This is a genomic window from Veillonella sp. Ser01 (genome assembly GCF_053850375.1).
Genome location: NZ_JBSPUA010000002.1, coordinates 412,669 through 433,171 on the forward strand (window position 1 = coordinate 412,669; position 20,503 = coordinate 433,171).

The 20,503-nt window shown below is 39.6% G+C and carries 14 protein-coding genes; 11 read left to right on the forward strand and 3 right to left on the reverse strand.

Features of this window, described 5'->3' with window-relative positions; all coding sequences use genetic code 11:
• The 7 genes from pduL (at position 1) to ACWTVK_RS05805 (ending at position 9,639) form a co-directional block, all read left to right on the forward strand.
• Positions 1–621: a phosphate propanoyltransferase gene (gene pduL, locus ACWTVK_RS05775; RefSeq protein ID WP_105093598.1), complete on the forward strand. Its 621-nt coding sequence runs from the start codon at positions 1–3 to the stop codon at positions 619–621.
• 10 nt (positions 622–631) lie between these two features.
• Positions 632–1,471, forward strand: a complete 840-nt coding sequence (gene eutJ / locus ACWTVK_RS05780; protein WP_298633164.1) for an ethanolamine utilization protein EutJ — start codon at positions 632–634, stop codon at positions 1,469–1,471.
• A gap of 1 nt (position 1,472) precedes the next feature.
• Positions 1,473–1,964: a PduM family microcompartment protein gene (gene pduM, locus ACWTVK_RS05785; protein WP_298633162.1), complete on the forward strand. Its 492-nt coding sequence runs from the start codon at positions 1,473–1,475 to the stop codon at positions 1,962–1,964.
• Positions 1,951–2,217, forward strand: coding sequence for a EutN/CcmL family microcompartment protein (locus tag ACWTVK_RS05790; protein ID WP_024066335.1), 267 nt, complete (start codon positions 1,951–1,953; stop codon positions 2,215–2,217). The genes pduM and ACWTVK_RS05790 overlap by 14 nt, the downstream gene beginning before the upstream one ends.
• 128 nt (positions 2,218–2,345) lie before the next feature.
• On the forward strand, positions 2,346–3,779 hold the full coding sequence (locus ACWTVK_RS05795) for an aldehyde dehydrogenase family protein (RefSeq protein ID WP_456046251.1): 1,434 nt from the start codon (positions 2,346–2,348) through the stop codon (positions 3,777–3,779).
• A gap of 11 nt (positions 3,780–3,790) precedes the next feature.
• Entirely contained in the window at positions 3,791–4,909 is a 1,119-nt protein-coding gene (locus ACWTVK_RS05800; protein WP_456046252.1) for a 1-propanol dehydrogenase PduQ, read from the forward strand.
• 476 nt (positions 4,910–5,385) lie between these two features.
• Complete coding sequence (locus ACWTVK_RS05805; protein WP_303940851.1) at positions 5,386–9,639, forward strand: 2-hydroxyacyl-CoA dehydratase; 4,254 nt, start codon at positions 5,386–5,388, stop codon at positions 9,637–9,639.
• 624 nt (positions 9,640–10,263) lie between these two features.
• Here the strand turns inward: ACWTVK_RS05805 and ACWTVK_RS05810 are convergent.
• Complete coding sequence (locus ACWTVK_RS05810) at positions 10,264–11,451, reverse strand: multidrug effflux MFS transporter (RefSeq protein WP_456046253.1); 1,188 nt, start codon at positions 11,449–11,451, stop codon at positions 10,264–10,266.
• A 233-nt stretch (positions 11,452–11,684) separates the two neighbouring features.
• On the opposite strand from ACWTVK_RS05810, the gene ACWTVK_RS05815 reads away from it, so the two are divergent.
• On the forward strand, positions 11,685–11,969 hold the full coding sequence (locus ACWTVK_RS05815) for a PepSY domain-containing protein (protein WP_456046254.1): 285 nt from the start codon (positions 11,685–11,687) through the stop codon (positions 11,967–11,969).
• A 157-nt stretch (positions 11,970–12,126) separates the two neighbouring features.
• On the opposite strand, the gene ACWTVK_RS05820 is transcribed toward ACWTVK_RS05815, so the two are convergent.
• A complete protein-coding gene (locus ACWTVK_RS05820) occupies positions 12,127–13,764 on the reverse strand; it encodes an L-lactate permease (RefSeq protein WP_456046255.1) in 1,638 nt (545 codons plus the stop codon).
• Positions 13,765–14,060: 296 nt separating this feature from the next.
• The gene (locus ACWTVK_RS05825) at positions 14,061–15,200 is read right to left on the reverse strand and encodes an Ldh family oxidoreductase (RefSeq protein ID WP_005379755.1); all 1,140 of its coding nucleotides are present in this window, start codon (positions 15,198–15,200) and stop codon (positions 14,061–14,063) included.
• A gap of 580 nt (positions 15,201–15,780) precedes the next feature.
• Here ACWTVK_RS05825 and ACWTVK_RS05830 point away from each other — a divergent pair.
• The 3 genes from ACWTVK_RS05830 to ACWTVK_RS05840 all read left to right on the forward strand — a co-directional run bounded on the left by ACWTVK_RS05830 (position 15,781) and on the right by ACWTVK_RS05840 (position 20,468).
• Entirely contained in the window at positions 15,781–17,787 is a 2,007-nt protein-coding gene (locus tag ACWTVK_RS05830) for a molybdopterin-containing oxidoreductase family protein (RefSeq protein WP_456046256.1), read from the forward strand.
• A 129-nt stretch (positions 17,788–17,916) separates the two neighbouring features.
• Positions 17,917–19,248 carry a branched-chain amino acid transport system II carrier protein gene (gene brnQ / locus ACWTVK_RS05835; protein ID WP_456046257.1) on the forward strand — a complete coding sequence of 444 codons (1,332 nt, stop codon included), beginning with the start codon at positions 17,917–17,919 and terminating at the stop codon, positions 19,246–19,248.
• Between the two features lie 146 nt (positions 19,249–19,394).
• Positions 19,395–20,468, forward strand: coding sequence for an iron-containing alcohol dehydrogenase family protein (locus ACWTVK_RS05840; protein ID WP_303940866.1), 1,074 nt, complete (start codon positions 19,395–19,397; stop codon positions 20,466–20,468).
• The last annotated feature ends 35 nt before the right edge of the window (positions 20,469–20,503 follow it).

Here is a 20,503-nt window from a genome sequence, read left to right on the forward strand (position 1 = left end):
ATGGATCGGGAACAGATTCGTGCTATCGTACGAGAAGTGATCGAAGCCATGTTCGAATCGTCCATTCCCGTAGGTGTGAGCAATAGACATGTCCATCTATGTCAGGAGGACTGGGATATATTATTCCCTAACCAGGCTATTACTAAAAAAAGTGACTTAAAACAAACTGGAGAGTTTGCTTCAGAACAAACAGTTACTTTAGTGGGGCCTAAAGGGGTCATTCAAAATGTCCGCGTATTAGGTCCTCTTAGAAAACAGTCACAAGTAGAGGTGTCTTTGACCGATGCTCGTGCATTGGGTATAAAACCTCCTATTGTGCTATCTGGTCATTTAGAATCAGCCGTAGAGATTACTCTATGTACTGAAAATGGAGAAATTACAAAACCTATTTGCATCGTTGCAAAACGACATATTCATATGTCTCCTGATGATGCAAAACGGCTTTCTGTAAACGATGGCGACAGCGTAAATGTTGAAATTCAAACATCAGAGCGCACCACTGTATTTGGTGATGTCATCGTTCGGGCCGTACCCGGATTTGTTCTAGAACTCCATATTGATACAGATGAGGCAAATGCTGCCAATGTACAAGGTACAGTGATGGCGAGAATTGTACAGTAAAGTAGGTGATATGATGAAAGGTTTGAAAAAGGCAAATAATACCTTGCAAGAGTTCTCTGATCTTGTAGAGTCCAAACAAGTGAGCTCGCATAATCAAAAGAATTTACGCGTAGGCATTGACCTTGGTACATCATCTATTGTCCTATCCGTAGTAAACGATAAAGGTAAACCTATATATGGTGCCTTTGAATACAACGAATCTATTCGAGATGGCCTTGTAGTTGACTATGTGGGCGCTGTTACGATTACGCGAGAGCTAAAGGCTAAGGCGGAAGCAGCCTTAGGTACAGAACTTGTATATGCCGCAGCAGCTGTTCCACCTGGAACGATAGGCAAAAATAAAGATGTAGTAGGTCATGTTCTTGAAAGTGCCGGTTTTGAAGTAACCTGCATTCTAGACGAACCTACCGCTGCTGCTAATGTGCTAGGTATCACCGATGGCGCTGTTATCGACGTCGGTGGTGGTACTACGGGCATAAGCATTTTAAAAGATGGCCGAGTTGTATATACCGTAGATGAGCCTACAGGAGGCACCCATATGAACCTTGTTATTAGCGGGGCCTATGGCATCTCTATTCCTGAAGCAGAGGCTTATAAGCGCAATGAAGCGAATAAACGCGATGTATATGCAACCATACGGCCGGTTGTAGAGAAAATGGCAGCTATTTCTAAGCGTGCGTTACAAGAGGGTGGCTATGAAAAGGGGACTCCCATTATTGTTGTAGGTGGTGCTTCTAATTTTGAGGAGTTTACAAAAACTTTCAGTCAATATATAGGATTACCCGTAGATAAGCCATTATATCCAGAGTTTGTAACGCCCTTAGGGATTGCCATGGGAAGTGAGCATTAATATGGATGTATTAGTTAAACTGGTGCTAGAACGCCTAGAAAAGCGCATGACATCCACTGCTACTTTTATGGTCACAGAGTGCAATAGCTATGATGAGCATATATTGTTGCAGAATCAACTCATTTCTTTCAGTGGTATAGATTATGGTCATATACGAGAGTTAATGTGCGATACATTGGTGCCTTGGGTTGCCTATTTGCATCGTGCATTAGCGTATGACTGTGAGGTGACGATACACCTAGCAGTTCCTGTAACCTCGTTGATGAATCCATCAGTTATTCTAGATTGGCCTATCAAATTTCTAGATAAATTTGGTCGTCCTATATATGCCAGTCATCAAGCGTGGATAACGGCCTCTTTTGTTAGATCTTGTGAAAGTCAGTCTATTATCGTCATATATAGGGGACAACGGTTCACCATGGCTGCTCGAGATGAAATTGAGCGCTTAGGTATCACAATAATTGAAGGGAACGAGAAGTATGCAAGTCGGTAAAGTTGTGGGTAGTATTGTATCTACTCAAAAGCATGAATCTCTAAAGGGAATGAAACTGATGATGGTAGATATTCTCGATGGAGAACAAGAGTTGACGGGGCGCATAGAAATCGCCGTCGATACAGTATGTGCTGGTGAAGGTGAATATGTGCTTCTAACTCGAGGCTCATCGGCACGGCATATTTTCGAAGATGATAAAGGCACCGCAGTAGATTGTGCTATTGTGGGTATTATTGATAGTTTTGAAAAATAGTTGTATAGGAAATAGCTGGTGCCAGAGTTAAACCTAGTTATTGTGTCACATCATGAATGTATCCTTGATTGTGTACACCGTTAGTTGACATGGTCATTGCATCAGCAATGCAACCTATATGGAGGTTCATGATGGAAAACAATACACAGTTGAAAGAAATGATCCGCTCCATGGTTATAGATGTATTACAGGGGCAAAAGCAAGAAATGGCCTCATCACAACCTATTAAACAAGCGCCTAGAGGTCAAGTTGAGCCAGGCGTATTTGATACAGTTGATGAAGCAATTCAAGCTGCAAAAGCAGCACAAGCGCGCTTTGAAGATTGCACCTTAGCAACCCGTGAAAAGGTAATAGCAGACATCCGTGCTGCCATGCGTCCACGAGTACAAGACTTGGCTCAGAAAACCGTTGAAGAAACGGGGATGGGTCGCGTTGCGGATAAAGTACTAAAATTAAATCTAACACTCGATAAAACACCGGGCGTAGAAGATCTCGTTACAGAGTGTGAAACAGGCGATAATGGTATGACATTATACGAATTGTCTGCTTATGGTGTTATTGGTGCTGTTACGCCAAGTACGAATCCAGCGGAAACATTAATATGTAATACAATAGGTATGCTAGCCGCAGGGAATGCTGTATTCTTTAGTGTTCATCCTGGTGCTAAGCATCTTAGTCGATTGCTAGTTAGTGAACTTAATCAAATCATCGCCAAATCGATTGGCATTGAAAACCTTATTGTTACACTTCGAGAGCCATCTATTGAGTCTGCTCAAGAGATGATGCTACATCCAGATGTGAGCCTATTAGTTGTTACTGGAGGTCCTGGTGTAGTAAAACAAGCGCTTCAAAGTGGTAAAAAGGTTATCGGTGCTGGTGCAGGCAATCCACCGGCCTTTGTAGATGAAACGGCAGATATTAAAAAGGCCGCTCAAGATATTGTTCTCGGCGCTAGTCTAGATAATAATATTCTATGTATCGCTGAAAAGAGCGTTGTAGCCATGCGCCAAATCGAGCCACAGCTAGTTCAAGAAATGGTAAAAGCAGGTTGTGTTCTCCTTGAAAATCAACAAGATATTCAACGCCTAGTCGATTTAACCGTGTTACCGAATGGGACACCAAATAAAAAATTTGTCGGTAAAAATGCAAGCGTTATTCTTGATGCTGCACATATTCCGTACAATGGTGATCCACGGTTAATTATCATGCGGGCTCCAAAAAATCATCCCTTTGCAGTAATTGAGATGTTAATGCCTATTTTACCTGTTGTTACAGTAGATAGCTTTGACGAAGGTCTTGATGTATGCTTGATGTTAGAAGCAGGCTTACATCATACAGCCACAATGCATTCCTTGAATATGGAACGCCTCAACCGGATGGCTCGTAAAATGAAAACTTCCATTTTTGTTAAGAATGGTCCGTCCTATGCAGGGCTTGGATTTAGCGGTGAGGGTACGACAACCTTTACAATCGCTACACCTACTGGGGAATCTACTACATCGGCTCGTTGCTTTGCGCGACGTCGTAGATGTTGCTTAACAACAGGATTTAATATTCGATAGGTGGTGAGCATATGAATCAATGGACTTTTCCAACCCAGATTTATGCAGGGCCAGATTCGTTGAATCGTCTTACGGAGTTTTCTAATGAATCTATATTTATCATATGCGATCCATTTTTAAAAGATTCTCCAAGCCTTACATATGTGATGGGGTTAATGGACAGTAAAAATAAGGTAACCATCTATACTGATGTAGTACCTGATCCACCCATAACGCATGTAGTAAAGGGTATTGAGTTTATGGAAGGCATTAAACCAACTGTAATCATTGCCATAGGTGGGGGCTCCTGTATCGATATGAGTAAGGGCATGGCTTACTTTGGTCGTAAGTTAAAGCATATGGATATCAAATCCTTTATTGCTGTTCCTACTACTAGTGGAACTGGATCAGAAGTGACCTCTTTTGCTGTTCTTACAGATAGCGAAACACAAATTAAATATCCTCTTGTGGATGATGCGGTATTACCAGATGAAGCATTATTAACGCCATTATTTGTAAAAACATCTCCACCAAGTGTTACTGCATTCAGTGGTATGGATGTGCTAGTTCACGCATTGGAAGCCTATGTAGCAACGGCTGCAAATAATTTTACTGATGCGTTGGCACAACAGGCGATTGAGCTAGTCTTTACTTACTTACCAAGATGTCATAAGCCAACAGCAACAGAGCAAGATAGAATGTCTATGCATGAGGCTTCATGTTTAGCAGGTCTATCCTTTAACAAGGCCGGATTAGGTATAGTTCATGCCATGGCTCATCAGTTGGGAGGACAATTTCATGTGCCTCATGGTCTAGCTAACAGTATGCTTTTGCTTTATGTAATTGGATTTAATTGCTCTCGTAACCAAGAGGTGGCCAAGAAATATGCCCATCTATCTGCTAAGTTGGGCTTTGCATCGCATAAAGCATCCGATGGAGATAAAATAGGTGCATTACTAGAGGCGATTATAAAACTACAACGAACTTTAGAATGTCCAATGACACTGACTGAATTTGGTGTAGATAAGGCTACATCTGAACCAAAACTTAACCTCATGGCAGATAGAGCACTAGAGGATATGTGTTATAGATTTAATCCATACCCAGCTAACCATGATGATCTTATCGGATTATATAAAAAGGTTTTGTAACCTATATAGAGTGAATAATAAAACTCAAAAGTATATAATGAACAATACAAATACAAGAGGCTTCAATGATTTCATGGAAGCCTCTTTTTGTATTCCCTTATTCTTGTTAATTGAAATAGAAATAGAAATAATATTTACCTATTTGTTGCTTAAGTTATGTGCTGTTAGGTACACTTTTTTTCATCTTAGAATGATATAATAAATTTTACATCCTATCTCGATGTAGAGGTGTTATTCAAATTTAGTCATATTCCGTATAACTCATTGGAATATAGAAAAACATAGATTTTATCTACATTTGTTGTATAATATGTATAGGATATTTAAAAAATTAGATGTTTTTGTGAAAGCCTATCCTTATCTAAGTTTAATTAGATGTTTGGTGCATTTTATTTTAGATTCATGCTCAATGTACTACTTTCACAATATGAGTATGATCTTGTGTGGTCATACGTTTTTTGAAAAGAGAGGTATTTATGCAACACATGCTACGCATGGGTATTGACGTGGGCTCTACAACTGTTAAAGTTGTACTATTAGACGAACACGATAATTATTTGTATAAAAAGTACATACGCCATTATGCAAACATTTTGGACACCGTATATACCTTGCTCCAAGAGGCTCAAGTGGGCCATGAAAATGATCAAGTTCATGTATGTATTACAGGTTCTGGTGGTATGGCGATGGCTGAAAAGGTACGCATTCCATTCGTGCAAGAGGTTATTGCTGAAACACGTGCCGTAAAAGCGTTGTATCCAGAAACTGATGTTATCATCGAACTTGGTGGTGAAGATGCGAAGGTAACCTATTTAGGTCAAACGGCAGAACACCGTATGAATGGTTCTTGTGCAGGTGGTACAGGTGCTTTCATCGACCAAATGGCGACTTTATTGCAAACTGATGCATCTGGTCTTAACCAATTGGCCATGAATGCTGATACGATTTATCCAATTGCAGCACGCTGTGGCGTATTTGCTAAAACAGACGTACAAGCTTTGTTAAACCAAGGCGCATCTCATGAAAATATTGCAAAATCCGTATTCCAAGCTATTGTAAACCAAACAATTGCGGGCCTTGCATGCGGTCATAAAATCGAAGGTAATGTAGCATTCCTTGGGGGGCCGTTAACATTCTTGTCCGAACTTCGTCAATGTTTCTGCGATACCTTAGAACTAGATGAAGCGCATCGCATTATCCCTGAAAATGGTGAATTATTCATCGCCTTAGGGGCGGCTTTAATGAAAGAAGACTGTCGTGAGATTACGGTTGGTCAATTAACAAAGGAAATTGGTGCCCTTATCGGTATTCCTATGGAGGCTACAGATCGTGTAGAACCTCTATTTAAAAATGAACAAGAATTAGAAGAATTCCGCGCTCGTCACGCTAAGGCGGTAACGCCAAAAGCGAATATTGAAGATGCGCAAGGTCCATGTTACCTTGGTATTGATGCGGGTTCTACCACACTTAAGGTAGTTCTCATCAACAGTAATAAGGAAATCATATTCTCTCACTATGGTCCTAACCATGGTAAACCATTAGAAAAATCTCGTGAAATGATCGAGAAGATTTATGAACTGTTACCAAAAGGCGCGTATATTGCGCATTCTGGTGTAACTGGTTACGGCGAAGCGTTCCTTAAACGCGCCCTTGGCATCGATATTGGTGAAGTAGAAACAATGGCTCACTATCGTGCAGCACGTTTCTTCTGTCCAGATGTATCCTTTATCTTGGATATCGGCGGTCAAGATATGAAATGCTGTAAGGTTCGCGATGGTTACATCGAAGATATCGTATTGAACGAAGCGTGCTCCTCTGGTTGTGGCTCCTTCATCGATACATTCGCATCCGGTCTACGCATTCCAATCGATCAATTCGCGAAGGAAGGTTTATTGGCATCCTTGCCAATCGACTTGGGTTCTCGTTGTACTGTATTTATGAACTCTAAGGTTAAGCAGGCTCAAAAAGAAGGTGCTACGGTACAAGATATCGCAGCAGGCCTTGCTTATTCTGTTATTAAAAATGCCCTTTATAAGGTTCTTAAGGTAAAAGACCCTAAAGAATTGGGTGATCATATCGTTGTACAAGGCGGTACATTCTACAACGAATCTGTTTTGCGTGCCTTCGAAAAATTGATGGGCGTAGAAGTAATTCGTCCTGACGTATCTGGCTTGATGGGTGCATATGGTATGGCTCTTCTTGCTGCTGAAACGGCAGAAGAGTTACAAAAGGAAAAAAGCACTTTGCTCGATAGTGATGGTCTTAACTCCTTACAAGTATCTACGACAATGCGTAATTGTGGACTTTGCTCCAATAACTGTATGCTTACTATCAATGCTTTCTCTGATGGTCGTACTTACGTAACGGGTAACCGTTGCGACCGCGGTGCGGGGGGTATGATTCAAGAGGAACGCAAAGCAGTTCCTAACTTAGTAGACGTTAAATTGCGTCGTTACTTCGACTATTATTTGAAGAAAAATATTCCAGAGTTCGAAGGTAAAATGCGCGTAGGTATTCCTCGTGTCCTCAACATGTATGAGGATTTCCCATTCTGGTTTACATTCTTTAATACACTTGGCTATGAAGTAATTCTTTCCGATTACACTACAAAGGAACAATATAACAAGGCTATTGATACGATTCCATCCGATACAGCTTGCTACCCAGCAAAAGCGGTACATGGTCATATTCGTGACCTTGCAAATGCACAAGTAGACTTTGTTTGGTACCCTTGTATTCAACATGGCCCTAAGGAATTTAGCCGCGACAATAATTACCATTGTCCAATGGTTATTTCCTATCCAGAACTTATCAAAAACAACATGCAGGAGGTTCTGGGGGATACTCCATTCCACGCACCATTCTTGCCATTGGCTGATAAGAAATCTCTTGTTCCTGCTCTTGTGAAAGCATTGGACTTCTTGAATCTCAAGAAGAAAGATATTGCTAACGCTGTTGAAAAAGCGTGGGAAGAACAAGAAAATTGTAAGGCTTCTTACCGTGAAACGACAAAGAAAACAGTATCTCGCCTCGTAGCAGAACAAATTCCTACTATCGTATTGGCTGGCCGTCCATACCATTTGGACTCTGGTATTAATCACGGTATCCCAGAGCTTATTACATCCCTTGGCATGGCTGTTCTTACGGAAGATGGCGTTGCACCACTTGGTAATGAAATTAAGCATCTACGTGTTGTAGACCAATGGTCTTACCATAGCCGTCTATACCGCGCTGCTGAATTCGTAAGTAGAACAGAAGGCTTCCAAATTGTTGAGCTTAACTCCTTTGGTTGCGGTCTCGATTCTATTGTAGCGGATCAAGTAAAAGATATACTTTCAGCAAACCATAAGATTCATACCTTACTCAAAATTGACGAAGGTACAAACCTTGGGGCTGTAACGATTCGTTTGCGTTCCTTGCAATCTGTAATGGAACGTAGCTTGCGTCGTCATCACAACCCAGAGGCACCAGAAGTGGTGGAAGAACAATTACCAACCTACGATTATAATCGCGTGGTGTTCACAGAGGAAATGCGTAAGACTTATAAAATCTTGGTGCCACAAATGTCACCATTGCATTTTAGCCTCTTGGATCCAGTCCTCAAAAATGAAGGCTATAACTTTGAAATGTTGCCAGCTCCAACGCGTGACGATATTGAAGTGGGCTTGAAATATATCAATAATGATGCATGTTACCCAGCGATTATCGTTGTAGGGCAGCTCATGTCTGCACTATTATCTGGTAAATACGATATCGATAAAACAGCTGTTATCATCTCTCAAACAGGTGGTGGGTGCCGTGCTACAAACTATATTGGTTATTTGCGTAAAGCGTTGATTGACGCTGGTATGAAACAAGTGCCAATCCTATCCCTTAATGCAAGCGATATGGAACGTCAACCAGGCTTCAAATTGACAAAAGGTTTCTTGCATCGCATGATTCAAGCTGTTGTTTACGGTGATGCCCTCATGCAATGCGTATTGGCTACACGTCCTTACGAAACTAACCCGGGCTCTACAGATGCATTATGTGATTACTGGATTAAAAAATTACGTGAAAACATTACATCTGCCAGTCTTCGTCAGTATAATAAGTACATCAAAGAAATCATTCATGACTTTGATAACTTGCCGGTCAATAAAGATGTACAAAAACCTCGCGTTGGCGTCGTAGGGGAAATTTACGTTAAATTCCACCCAAGTGCTAACAACCATATCAATGAACTCATTGAAAAAGAAGGTGGCGAAGTCGTTACATCTGGTTTATTAGACTTCTTCTTGTACTGCGCAATGGACAGCACATACCGTGCTAAACACCTTGATGGCACATGGCTATCTGGCTTCTTCGGTACATTGGCTCGTGAAGCCCTTGAACTTTACCGCTTGCCATACGCTAAAGCAGTAGCAGCGTCTAAAAACTTTGACCCTCTACAACGTATGACAGAAGTAGCAAAAGAAGCGGCTCACTACATTGGTCTTGGTAACCAATGTGGTGAAGGTTGGTTCCTCACAGGTGATATGATTGACCTCATTGAAAAAGGGGCTAAACAAATCGTATGCTTGCAACCATTCGGCTGCTTACCAAACCACGTTACAGGTAAAGGTATGGTTAAAACACTATCTGCGGCCTACCCAGACGTGCGCATTGCTGCCATCGACTACGATCCAGGCTCCAGTGCAGTAAACCAAGCAAACCGGTTGAAACTACTACTATCGACAATGTTTGAATAAGTAGTTAGTGTATTGCGAATTTTTGCTGAACTAATAGTTGTGTAACTCGATGGAGCTATTGTAAATAAGCTATAAGGTGCTTTCATTTTATAATGGGGCCCGAATACAACTGCATACTACTAGTATAGAAAAAATACAGCCCTCTCTTGGCTCAGTACGTCACTACGTTCCGTAAAATCGCTGCAGAGAGGGCTGTATTCTTTTCTATATACGCTAATTACGAAGATGTCCCATTATAAAATGTAAGTAATCAAATCTACTATATACCTAATAGCTCCATCGAGTTATTTATCTCATTATTTACAAAAAATTCGTAATACATCTAACGGAGAGGGTGGGAAAGGGCTGTGTTCTCCTATACAATCAGTTGAGCGGGCGCTTTCCTTTATTGCGCTTAGGTGGTTATAGGAAAATGAGTTAATCTATTTTAATATGTAGTTTTATAGCCTCATAATGGGACGCCTCTACAGATAGTGTTAATATAAAAACGATACCCCTTTCTGAAGCGATTTTACGGAACGTAGTGACGTACTGAGCAAGGAAAGGGGTATCGTTTTTATATACTAATATTATTTAGTTGTAGTTGGGCCCCATTATGGGGCTCAAGTAAATGTATAAAAGAGATTATTCTTTTCCTACCAAACCATACAAGCACAATAAGGAAAGCGCTGCACATACTAGCATTGTAATCCCCATTGGTATACCCGTATGTTCTCCAGCAAGCCCAACGATTGGAGATACAATACCTGCTGCAAACATGCTTGCAAAGCCTAGTATGGCAGAGGCGCTGCCTGCCATTTTTCCATAGTTAGTCATCGCCATAGAGAAAGAGGCGGAACCGAATAGGGATACTGTACACACAGTAAAGAATAGAATTGTTGTTACAGGAATGAGAGACCATTCAAAAATCATGGCTACTAAGAATAGAAACGAGCCAATTGTAAGTTCCCATAGACTGAATGTGAGTAGTTGACGAGATGTTACGACATTACTTACACGGCCACTAATGGCACTAGCTAAAATAATGCCGCAGCTATTAATTCCGAATAAATAGCTAAACTCTTGAGCAGATAGTTGAAAGATATTTTGGTATACAAAGGATGAACCAGAGATATAGGCAAAGAAAGCGCCAAAAGCAAAGAATTGAATTAAAGATTGTCCTAGGAAGGGTTTATCTTTAATAAGTGTAAGATAGTTCTTTGCCGCCGAAGTAAGGCCGCCAGTAACGCGTTTTTCCTTTGGTAAGCTTTCACGGAAAAGAAGTGAACCTACCAATAAAATGGCAGAGAATAGTGCTAGGATTACAAAGATTACACGCCATGTAGTAAATAAGAGCAGTTGACCACCTACTAACGGCGCAAGGACTGGTGCGAGGCCGTTAACCATCATGAGTAAGGCAAAAAGTTTTGTTAATTCTTGACCGGATGCAAAGTCTCGAGCGATGGCTTTGGCAATTACAACGCCTACAGATCCGGTTAAACCTTGTAGAAATCTTCCTAGTAAAAGTATTTCGATACTTGGTGCATAGGCACAAATAATACTAGAAATAACGCATAGTAAGTTACCTAGAACAAGTGGCATTTTACGGCCCATTGTGTCACTTATAGGGCCACCAAATAATTGACCTAAGGCAACGCCAAAGGTCATAACACCTATGGTCATTTGAATATTTGATGCTGTTGTATTTAATTCTCCAGGCATAATCGGTAATGCAGGTAAATACAGATCTGTTGCGAGCGGTGTAATAGCTGTTAACATGCCAAGGAATACTACCAAGATAAAGGAAACCTTAGCAGAATTTTCTTGAGTCATAAAATCCTCCTATCTTAAAATGGGAAAAATAAAAGCCTGCGAATCGCACTTCGCAGACTGCATTTAATTTTTTCTATTTGATACGATGTATTGTAACATGATTGGTAGATAATTTCTATAGATTTTTCTTGTTAATAATTATGATTTGCTATCTTTTTTCTTATCAATTACAATAATTGATATTATTTATATTTAGAATATTAATTCAATTTATGTGTGTAGGAGAGAATTATATGAAAAAAATGACAAAATTTTTGATTTTGGCTGTAGTGGCTGTACTAGGGACTACTGTAGTTTCTTCTGTAGAAGCTATTAGTTCTGATGAGGCTGTTCAAAGCGCCTTAGTACGTGTGCCGGGTGCAACAGTTGCAAATGTAACTGAATTCAATCGTGATTATGAAAATGGTCGTTTAGAGTATGAAGGTGAAATACATTATAACGGTTATGAATATGATTTTGAAATTGATGCAGATACTGGGACCGTTACTAAATGGGAAGTAGAGCAAGAGGTTTATTAATAGATTGGTACAAGAACATGTAGTAATATTATGTAGCAATAACAGTGTACTCTAAACTGTATTATCATTAAGCCATGTTATATGTAGTATTTTCATATGTGGCAACAAAAAAGAACAGCTCGTGAAGAGCTGTTCTTTTTTGTATTGTTACCAGTTCTTAGAAGAAGAAGTGGTGAATTTCATGGATGAAATGTTGACCGAAGAAGGAGATACAACCATGCATAACGATGAAGATCAAGAAGTATTTGAATGCGCTGTTCATGATAACGCTTGCTTCGATTTCATGTTCTAAGTTGTGAGCTTCTTCCGCGTTAATTTCTTTGTGGTTTTCTAGGTATGCTTTCAAAGCAGGACCTACGGCACCAATAGAAATCGCGATGGATTGTGGGGACAACATTTTGCCGATACCAGCTGCACCGGAGTTAACTGCTGCTAACCAGAAGCCAAGGTCTTCGAAGTTTGTAGGATCTAAACCTTGAGCTGCAGCGATTTGAAGTGGGCCAAACAATACGTTGGAGTTTGTACCGGAACCTGTCAAGAAGGCACCCAACGCACCTACGATAGGAGCGAATAGAGGGTATAAGGAGCCTGTACCAGCAACCATTGCTTTCGCAATATCTGCAGTCATACCAGAGTATGTCATCAATTTAGCTGTCATAACAACTGTGATGATTGTAAGATATGTGAATTTCAAGTTTTTAACTGTGCTACCCAATGTACCGAAGATTTCGCCAGCTTTTGCTTTTTGGATGAAACCACCAACAATACCAGCGATGAAAATCATGATACCAGGAGTTGCAATCCATACGAATGTGTAAGGTTTTGCACCAGGACCTTGATAAATAGGTACAGATGTTTTAATGGACGCAAGAGGACCATTAATTGCAGGGAACAATTTGGAAGTTAATAACAATAATACGAAGATTAAGATGAATGGCATTGCAGCTACAAGGCCTTCACCACCAGAAACTTTTGGAACTTCGCCAGTTTGTTTAACTGCGTATGCAGGATCATTAGGAGGCATAATTTTTGCACAAATAATGATAACTGCCATGATTACGATGGATGCAGAGATTACGGATAATTCTGGACCCATTACTGCGTTGATTATAGTTTCAGGAATAGCTAATGCTAAACCGGAAAGTAATGTTACAAGGAATACGCCTTTTAACGCTTTAATACCGCCACCAATGATCATAACAACGAAGAATGGTGCGATAAGGTTAAGTAAGAATAATTGTACAGAAATGAATGTACCTAAATGACTTGGGTCAAGGCTTGTTAAGGATGCCAATGTAGTTGTTGGAATACCAATAGAGCCGAATGTTGTTGGTACGGAGTTCGCAACGAGACATGCGATGATAGATTTTAGTGGATCGAAACCTACGGCAACCATCATAGCAGCTGGAATTGCAACGGCAGTACCAAAGCCAGCCATACCTTCCATGAAGGCACCAAAGCCCCATGCAAGTAACAATGCAAGTACACGAGTATCAGATGTTACAGAAGAAAGCATTGTTTTAATAGTTTCCATTGCTTTCGTATGTACTACCAAGTTATAAACGAAGATAGCAGCTGTAATAACTAATAGGATTGGCCAGATTGCCAAAGCGGCACCTTCAAGGGCACCAGTGACCATAATAAATGGGTCAGATTGGAATGCTGTAATAGCGATGATGAAAGAACCGATTGCAGCAACACTTGTTGCTTGCCATGCTGGTAATTTCAAGATGGATAACGCTACGATCAACCAAATGATTGGAGATAGCGCTAATAGAACGGTGATAGCACTCATTTCTAAAATCATCCTTTCAAGAAAAATAAAAATATATGCTTAACAGGACGATGTAGCTTAATCAATTTAATTGATGAGTAAATCGCTATTGTATTAAGTTGTAAAAGTTCAGTTAAAATAAAGAATTACAATAAAATAACAGATATACTTATCATAAAAAGTGATATACCTCTTAAAAATTTTTAACCTCATTACACATGAGGTTAAAAATATAAGAGAGGGGACATAAACAGTGTTTATGTCCCCTTCTTTACTGACTACATGTCCGTGTTAGGGCCTTTGTAAGGTCTTAGGTATTAGTAGTTACCTTTGAACATTGTAGCAGGAGCTTCTGGTACATAATCGCCGAAGTAGGATTTGAAGTCTAAACCTAATTCATTGCAAAGGTCTTGAACTTCAAGCATTGTACCGTTAAGTACAGGGATGCCTTCAGCTTTAACTTTAGCAACAGATTCATGTTCTTTTTCGCCATGAGTGTAGATACGGTCTTGACCTTGTGCTTTAGGAGCTTCACGTAATTCTTGTAAGAATTGGGAGAAGTGTTTTTTGATTTCAGCTGGGTCACCGAAGAATTCAGGGTTGATAGCCATGAAGCCGTGGCAGATATTGGATTTACCGCCAACCATACATTTGTTGGAAGTACCGCCTTGAGACAAGATGGAGGAGAATAATTCAGCAATCATACCGTTACCATAACCTTTGTGGCCGCCAAGAACTTCTGTAGCACCACCTAAAGGAAGGATACCGCCGCCTTCATGACGGGAGATGTTGCCCAATACTTCAGCTGCATCAGTGGAAGGAACGCCATCTTTATTAACAGCCCAACCATCTGGAGTAGCTTTGCCCATTTTGTTGTACATTTCAAGTTTACCACGAGTTACTACTGTAGTGGAGCAATCGAAGAAGAAGTCAACAGGATCAGCTGGTACAGTCCAAGCGATAGGGTTGGAACCAAGCATAGCTTTACGAGCATATACAGGAACCATGATTGCTTCGGAGTTTGTACAAGAGAAACCGATTAAGCCTTGGTCGGATGCCATTTTAGCATAGTAACCAGCGATACCATAGTGGTTGGAGTTACGTACGGATACGATACCAACACCGGATTTTTTAGCTTTTTCGATAGCCATTTCCATAGCTTTGTGACCCAACAATTGGCCCATGCCATCATGACCGTCGATAACTGCGGAGATTGGAGTTTCTTTTACGATTTCAGGTTTTGCGTCGATTTTGATCAAGCCATTAGTGATACCTTTGTGGTAACGAACCATACGTTGCATACCATGGCTTTGAATACCGAACAAGTCGGAAGTCAAAAGTACGTCTTGGATGATGTCAGCTTCTTTTTCGGAGAAACCGAATTTTTGGAAAGCGTCCATGCTTAATTTTTTCAATGTTTCATAAGGGAATAACACAGTGTTTTTTGCGTCTGCCATCGTTAAAACCTCTTTTCAGAAAATATGTACCTGATATAGTAACGTCACTCTAAAATATCATGAAGTTTAAATGATATCTGGTGAGCTCTATATCCTCTCAAATGACAATGTCAGTATAGCACAGAAAGAAGTGAGATTGAATAGTCTTACAGTCTGAAACACATTACTAAATACGCATACGTACCGGTGATGTTTGTCACATATTCCGAGGTCGATTACTGAAACGTCCGATTATACCTAAAACTATATGGTTATGACTTTTAGTTATGATTGCATGATTTTTTTATAGATTTTCAGTATTTTTATAGAGCTTATTAGTATATCTGTTTAGGCTTTGAGCAAGAATGAGAACAGATAAACATCGATAAAACTTGAAATGTTCAATAACATATATAAAAATTTTTGATATGTATAGCAACGTATTGTGATAACTGAATGTATTGATATGCATGATATGCAATGATTTTAATCTTTGTGAAGATAGAAAATGTGTTAAAGGTTACACTTATACAGATGATGCTGTAATATAATATAAATATACATCCTATAGTTTATATAATTTATAAGCGAGGTGCTTATTTTGAAAGAATACAAATCAGTATGTCCTTATGATTGCCCAGATGCATGTGGTCTAATCGTATCGGTAGAGAACAATAGAGTAGTATCTGTTCGTGGTAATAGAGATCATGCTTTTACAAGAGGTACATTATGCCCTAAAATGGCGCATTACGAACAAGTGGTTCATTCTCCATTGCGTTTACAGTACCCAATGAAACGGATTGGTAAAAAAGGAATCGGTGAAGACCAATATATACGTATCAGTTGGGATGAGGCATTAGATACCATTGTTAATAATTTTAAAGAAACTATTAGTACTCATGGCAGTGAAAGTATTTTGCGCTACTCCTATGCAGGTACGATGGGTGTGATTCAAAGCCCAGCAGCAGATTACTTTTTCCGCCGTATTGGTGCTACGGACCAGGACCGTGGTATTTGCTCTCCTGCTAAGAAAGCAGGTTTTTGCTCAGTTTACGGTGATACCTTAGCTATTAAGCCACAAGAGGCACAACATAGTGATTTAATTATTTTATGGGGCATTAATGCCACTGCTACCGATGTTCATATCTTACATGATGTAAACATAGCAAAAAAGAATGGCGCTCGAGTTTGGATTATTGATACTCATAAAACCTATACTTTTAATCAAGCTCATGAACATATTTACGTAAAACCTGGTAGTGATGGCGCCTTAGCGCTAGGTATGCTTCATATTATTCATCGAGACGGTTTAGCAGATATAGATTTTATTAAGAAACATGTACAAGGTTATGATGAACTCGTAAACGATGTGTTGCTTGATTTTACACCGGAAAAAGCAGCTGAACTTTGTGGCGTTTCCGTAGAGCGTATGATTGAGTTTGCCCATGCATATGCTAAAGCTAAGGCTCCATTTATACGTCTTGGCAGTGGGTTATCACGCTATGGGAATGGTGCTATGAACTGTCGTGCTATTAATGCATTACCTGCTGTAGTTGGAGCTTGGCAACATTTAGGCGGTGGCTTATTATCGAGTGCTAGTGGTAGTAAGTTTGTTGGTAAAGATGTAATGCAACAAGCTCATGTTCATGCTCCGGCAAAGCGATTAATGCCCATGATAAAGTTAGGTGAAATGCTTACAAGTCCATCAGGTACAGCTGTGCATAGTCTCTATGTATTCTCTAGTAATCCGGCTATAACTGCACCTAATCAAAATGTGGTGCGACAAGGCTTGATGAGAGATGATTTATTTACGGTTGTTCACGAACGCTTCTTTACCGACACATGTAAATATGCCGATATTGTGTTGCCTGCCACAACATCAGTAGAACATGATGATATATATAACTCCTATGGGCACTATACAATTGGAACGGGTTATAAATTAATCGATCCTATTGGCGAATCACGCTCTAACTGGCAAGTGATTTCTGAATTAGCTAAACGTATGGGACTTACAGATGAATTCTTTAAGCATAGTGAACGAGAGTTAATAGACCAAATTGTAAGTGCATCGCACCGTATTTCTAAGGATGATCAAAATTTAATTCTCCAAGGTGAACCTGTAGAGATGACGTTGCCTGAAAATTATAAATTAGATTTTAAAACGCCATCTGGAAAGATTGAATTATATAACCCTCATGATGTAGAACCGTTGATTCGCTATTTACCGCCATATGGAGATGGGGCACCATTCTGGCTTATTATCGGCAATGATATTCGCATTTTAGATTCTAGCTTCTGTGAGTTAGAGTTTGATGATCCTGAATTGATGAAACTACGCATCAATCCTAAAGATGCAAAAGTATATAACATTAATGATGGCGATGAAGTGGAAATCTATAATCAACGTGGTAGTGTAAGAATTAAAGGTTACTACGATGAAGATGTACAACGAGGTACATTGGTAACCCTTGGTGTATGGTGGCAATCACAATCTAGTGATCCTAATGTAGGTATTAATGTACTTACAGCAGACAGACCTACTGATCAAGGTTGGGGTAGTACATTCTATGATGTGCAAGTTCACATCAAAAAGGCGGATGTTTAATTTCCTTTACTTATAGGAATAATGTTATGCTGATATATCATAATAAGGATATTTTTATTGCATACATATCCTCATTGGGATTATAATAGTAATATTATTTCTATATATAACCTAAAGGGGGTTACATTTATGAATGGTAATGATAAATTATCTGCTCGTGCCTATTGGGCTATAGGCATGATGTTATTCGCCCTATTCTTTGGGGCAGGGAACTTGATCTTCCCAGCGGCCTTAGGTCAACATTCTGGTGATAACGTGGGTTGGGCTTTGTTCGGCTTTGTATTAACCGGTGTAGGCCTTCCACTATTAGGTGTTGTAGCTATGGGCTACTCGTCTTGTAAAGATGTTGAAGAGTTAGCGAGTCGTGTTCATCCAATTTATGGCTTAATATACACTATCGCACTTTACTTGAGTATTGGGCCTATGTTTGCCACACCGCGTACTGGTACAGTAGCTTATGAAATTGCGATTAAGCCATTTGCTGAAGGCTTGCATATGAATATGGAACCCATATTCCTCGCCATATTCTTTGGTGTATCTTTATGGTTATCCATTAGCCCTCACAAGCTTGTAAATCGCATTGGTAACATTTTAACTCCAGCTTTATTATTAGTTATCTTGTTACTTATTGTTAAATCCTTTATTACGCCAATTGGTGGTTATGCATTGCCACAACCAGCGTATGGAGATGCACCTACTGCTGTGTTACAAGGATTCTTAGATGGCTATAATACAATGGATGCGTTAGCTTCTGTAGTATTTGCTATTCTTGTTATCGACTTTGTTCGACTTAGTGGCGCTACAAATCATGAAGTAATTACTAAAACCGTGATGGAAGTTGGTGCTATTGCCGTAGGTCTTCTCGGTATTGTGTATGTGTTTATCGCTAACATTGGTGCTACTAGTGTTGAACGTTTTGGTCTGTTCGATACAGGGGCGCCTGTCCTTTCTACAAGTGCTAGTTATTTATTTGGTGATTTTGGACAAATAATTCTGGCTATTATCGTTCTCTTGGCTTGTTTGTCTACAAGTATTGGTTTAATTACTTCTTGTGGTACATACTTCCATAAGTTGACACCAAAGATTAGCTACAAGTTATATGTAGTTATTTTCTCTGTTGCAGCTTTTGGTCTTAGTATGTTTGGCCTAAAGACAATCATCAGTGCTGCTATTCCTGTGTTAATGTTGTTGTATCCGTTGACAATTGTAATTATTTTACTCGCATTAATTAACGATGTATTTGGCGGTCGTCGTTGTATATATGCATGGACAATTGGTCTTACAATGATCTCTGCACTTATGACTGGCTTAGAAACCGCTGGTATTGCACCAGATGCTTTAGAGGGGTTATTTACTCAATATATTCCATTCCAAGCGGCAGGTATGGGCTGGGTGAGCTTTGCAATACTCGGTTTTATTGTAGGTCTTATCCATAAAGGGCTCGTGTCCGAAAATAAATAATAGTATTAATGGTTCTATACTTTCGTTTTTGGTGAAAGTATAGAACCTTTTTGTGTCTTAAGGCTTGTCATATAAAATTGATTTTGTGAGTAGAAGTTTCTATAATAAGAATATAGATGATGAAGGAAGGAAGGAAGGAAGATTTTATGCGTAATACTCATTGTTTACCTAGTTATAGTTTTGGCGGTCATGAGGTGTTCGACGCTATTCCCAAATTTACAAAATTATATGGTAAGTCTGTAGCTATCATCGGTGGTGAGACAGCTCTTTCTAAAGCTTTGCCACACATTCGTCCAGTGCTTGATAAAGCAGGGATTAAAGTGCTAGATATTATTCACTTTGGTGGAGAGTGTACTTTCGCTCGAGGTAAGGAAATTGCACAAATGGCTTCTGTAAAAGATGCGGACTTTATGTTTGCTGTTGGTGGCGGTAAGGCCATGGATACGGTAAAAGTAGTAGCTCTAGAGTTAGATGATAAACCATTCTTTACAATTCCGACCATTGCCTCTACTTGTGCTGCAACGTCAGAAGTAGCAGCTGTATACACTGCAGAGCATACTTTTGATGACGTAGCCTTTGTAAATCATCCTCCTGTGCACTGCTTTATTGATGCTGATATTCTCGTAGAAGCACCAAGCCGTTACTTGTGGGCGGGAATGGGAGATACTATTGCAAAACACTATGAAACTCATCTTTCTGCTCGCAATCGTGAGCAAGACTATAATACTCAGTTAGGCCTTACTCTAGCTTCTATGTGTAGTGAACCAATTCTAGCACATGGTATACAAGCCTATAAAGACAGTCAAGCTAATAAACGTAGTGATGCATTTGATACCATTGCCATGACTGTTATCTTTACTACCGGTATTGTATCAGGTTGTGTACCTATGGCATATAATAGTAACATGGCTCATGCTGTATGTTATGGCTGTGTTACAAATAAAGAAACAGAAGAAAACCATTTGCATGGTGAAATGGTAGCATATGGCTTACTTATTTTGTTAACCGTTGACCAACAAATGGATGAATTACAACGGTGGTTGCCAGTATATCGAGAATTAGGTTGGCCTACTAAACTTTCACAATTAGATCTTACTGCATCACATATTCCTCAAATTGTTGAAAAGGCTACATCTGTTCATGATATTGATGTATCTCCGTACAAAATTACAGCAGATATGTTGACTAAGGCTATTCAATACATGGAATCTCTTGATTAATATAATTTGTAACTGTTTGTGTATGTTATGTAATG

Excerpts from the sequence above, each read along its gene's own strand:
- pduL (WP_105093598.1), top strand. The coding sequence starts at position 1 with ATGGATCGGGAACAGATTCGTGCTATCGTACGAGAAGTGATCGAAGCC.
- eutJ (WP_298633164.1), top strand. The coding sequence starts at position 632 with ATGATGAAAGGTTTGAAAAAGGCAAATAATACCTTGCAAGAGTTCTCT.
- pduM (WP_298633162.1), top strand. The coding sequence starts at position 1,473 with ATGGATGTATTAGTTAAACTGGTGCTAGAACGCCTAGAAAAGCGCATG.
- ACWTVK_RS05790 (WP_024066335.1), top strand. The coding sequence starts at position 1,951 with ATGCAAGTCGGTAAAGTTGTGGGTAGTATTGTATCTACTCAAAAGCAT.
- ACWTVK_RS05795 (WP_456046251.1), top strand. The coding sequence starts at position 2,346 with ATGATGGAAAACAATACACAGTTGAAAGAAATGATCCGCTCCATGGTT.
- ACWTVK_RS05800 (WP_456046252.1), top strand. The coding sequence starts at position 3,791 with ATGAATCAATGGACTTTTCCAACCCAGATTTATGCAGGGCCAGATTCG.
- ACWTVK_RS05805 (WP_303940851.1), top strand. The coding sequence starts at position 5,386 with ATGCAACACATGCTACGCATGGGTATTGACGTGGGCTCTACAACTGTT.
- ACWTVK_RS05810 (WP_456046253.1), bottom strand. The coding sequence starts at position 11,451 with ATGACTCAAGAAAATTCTGCTAAGGTTTCCTTTATCTTGGTAGTATTC.
- ACWTVK_RS05815 (WP_456046254.1), top strand. The coding sequence starts at position 11,685 with ATGAAAAAAATGACAAAATTTTTGATTTTGGCTGTAGTGGCTGTACTA.
- ACWTVK_RS05820 (WP_456046255.1), bottom strand. The coding sequence starts at position 13,764 with ATGAGTGCTATCACCGTTCTATTAGCGCTATCTCCAATCATTTGGTTG.
- ACWTVK_RS05825 (WP_005379755.1), bottom strand. The coding sequence starts at position 15,200 with ATGGCAGACGCAAAAAACACTGTGTTATTCCCTTATGAAACATTGAAA.
- brnQ (WP_456046257.1), top strand. The coding sequence starts at position 17,917 with ATGAATGGTAATGATAAATTATCTGCTCGTGCCTATTGGGCTATAGGC.
- ACWTVK_RS05840 (WP_303940866.1), top strand. The coding sequence starts at position 19,395 with ATGCGTAATACTCATTGTTTACCTAGTTATAGTTTTGGCGGTCATGAG.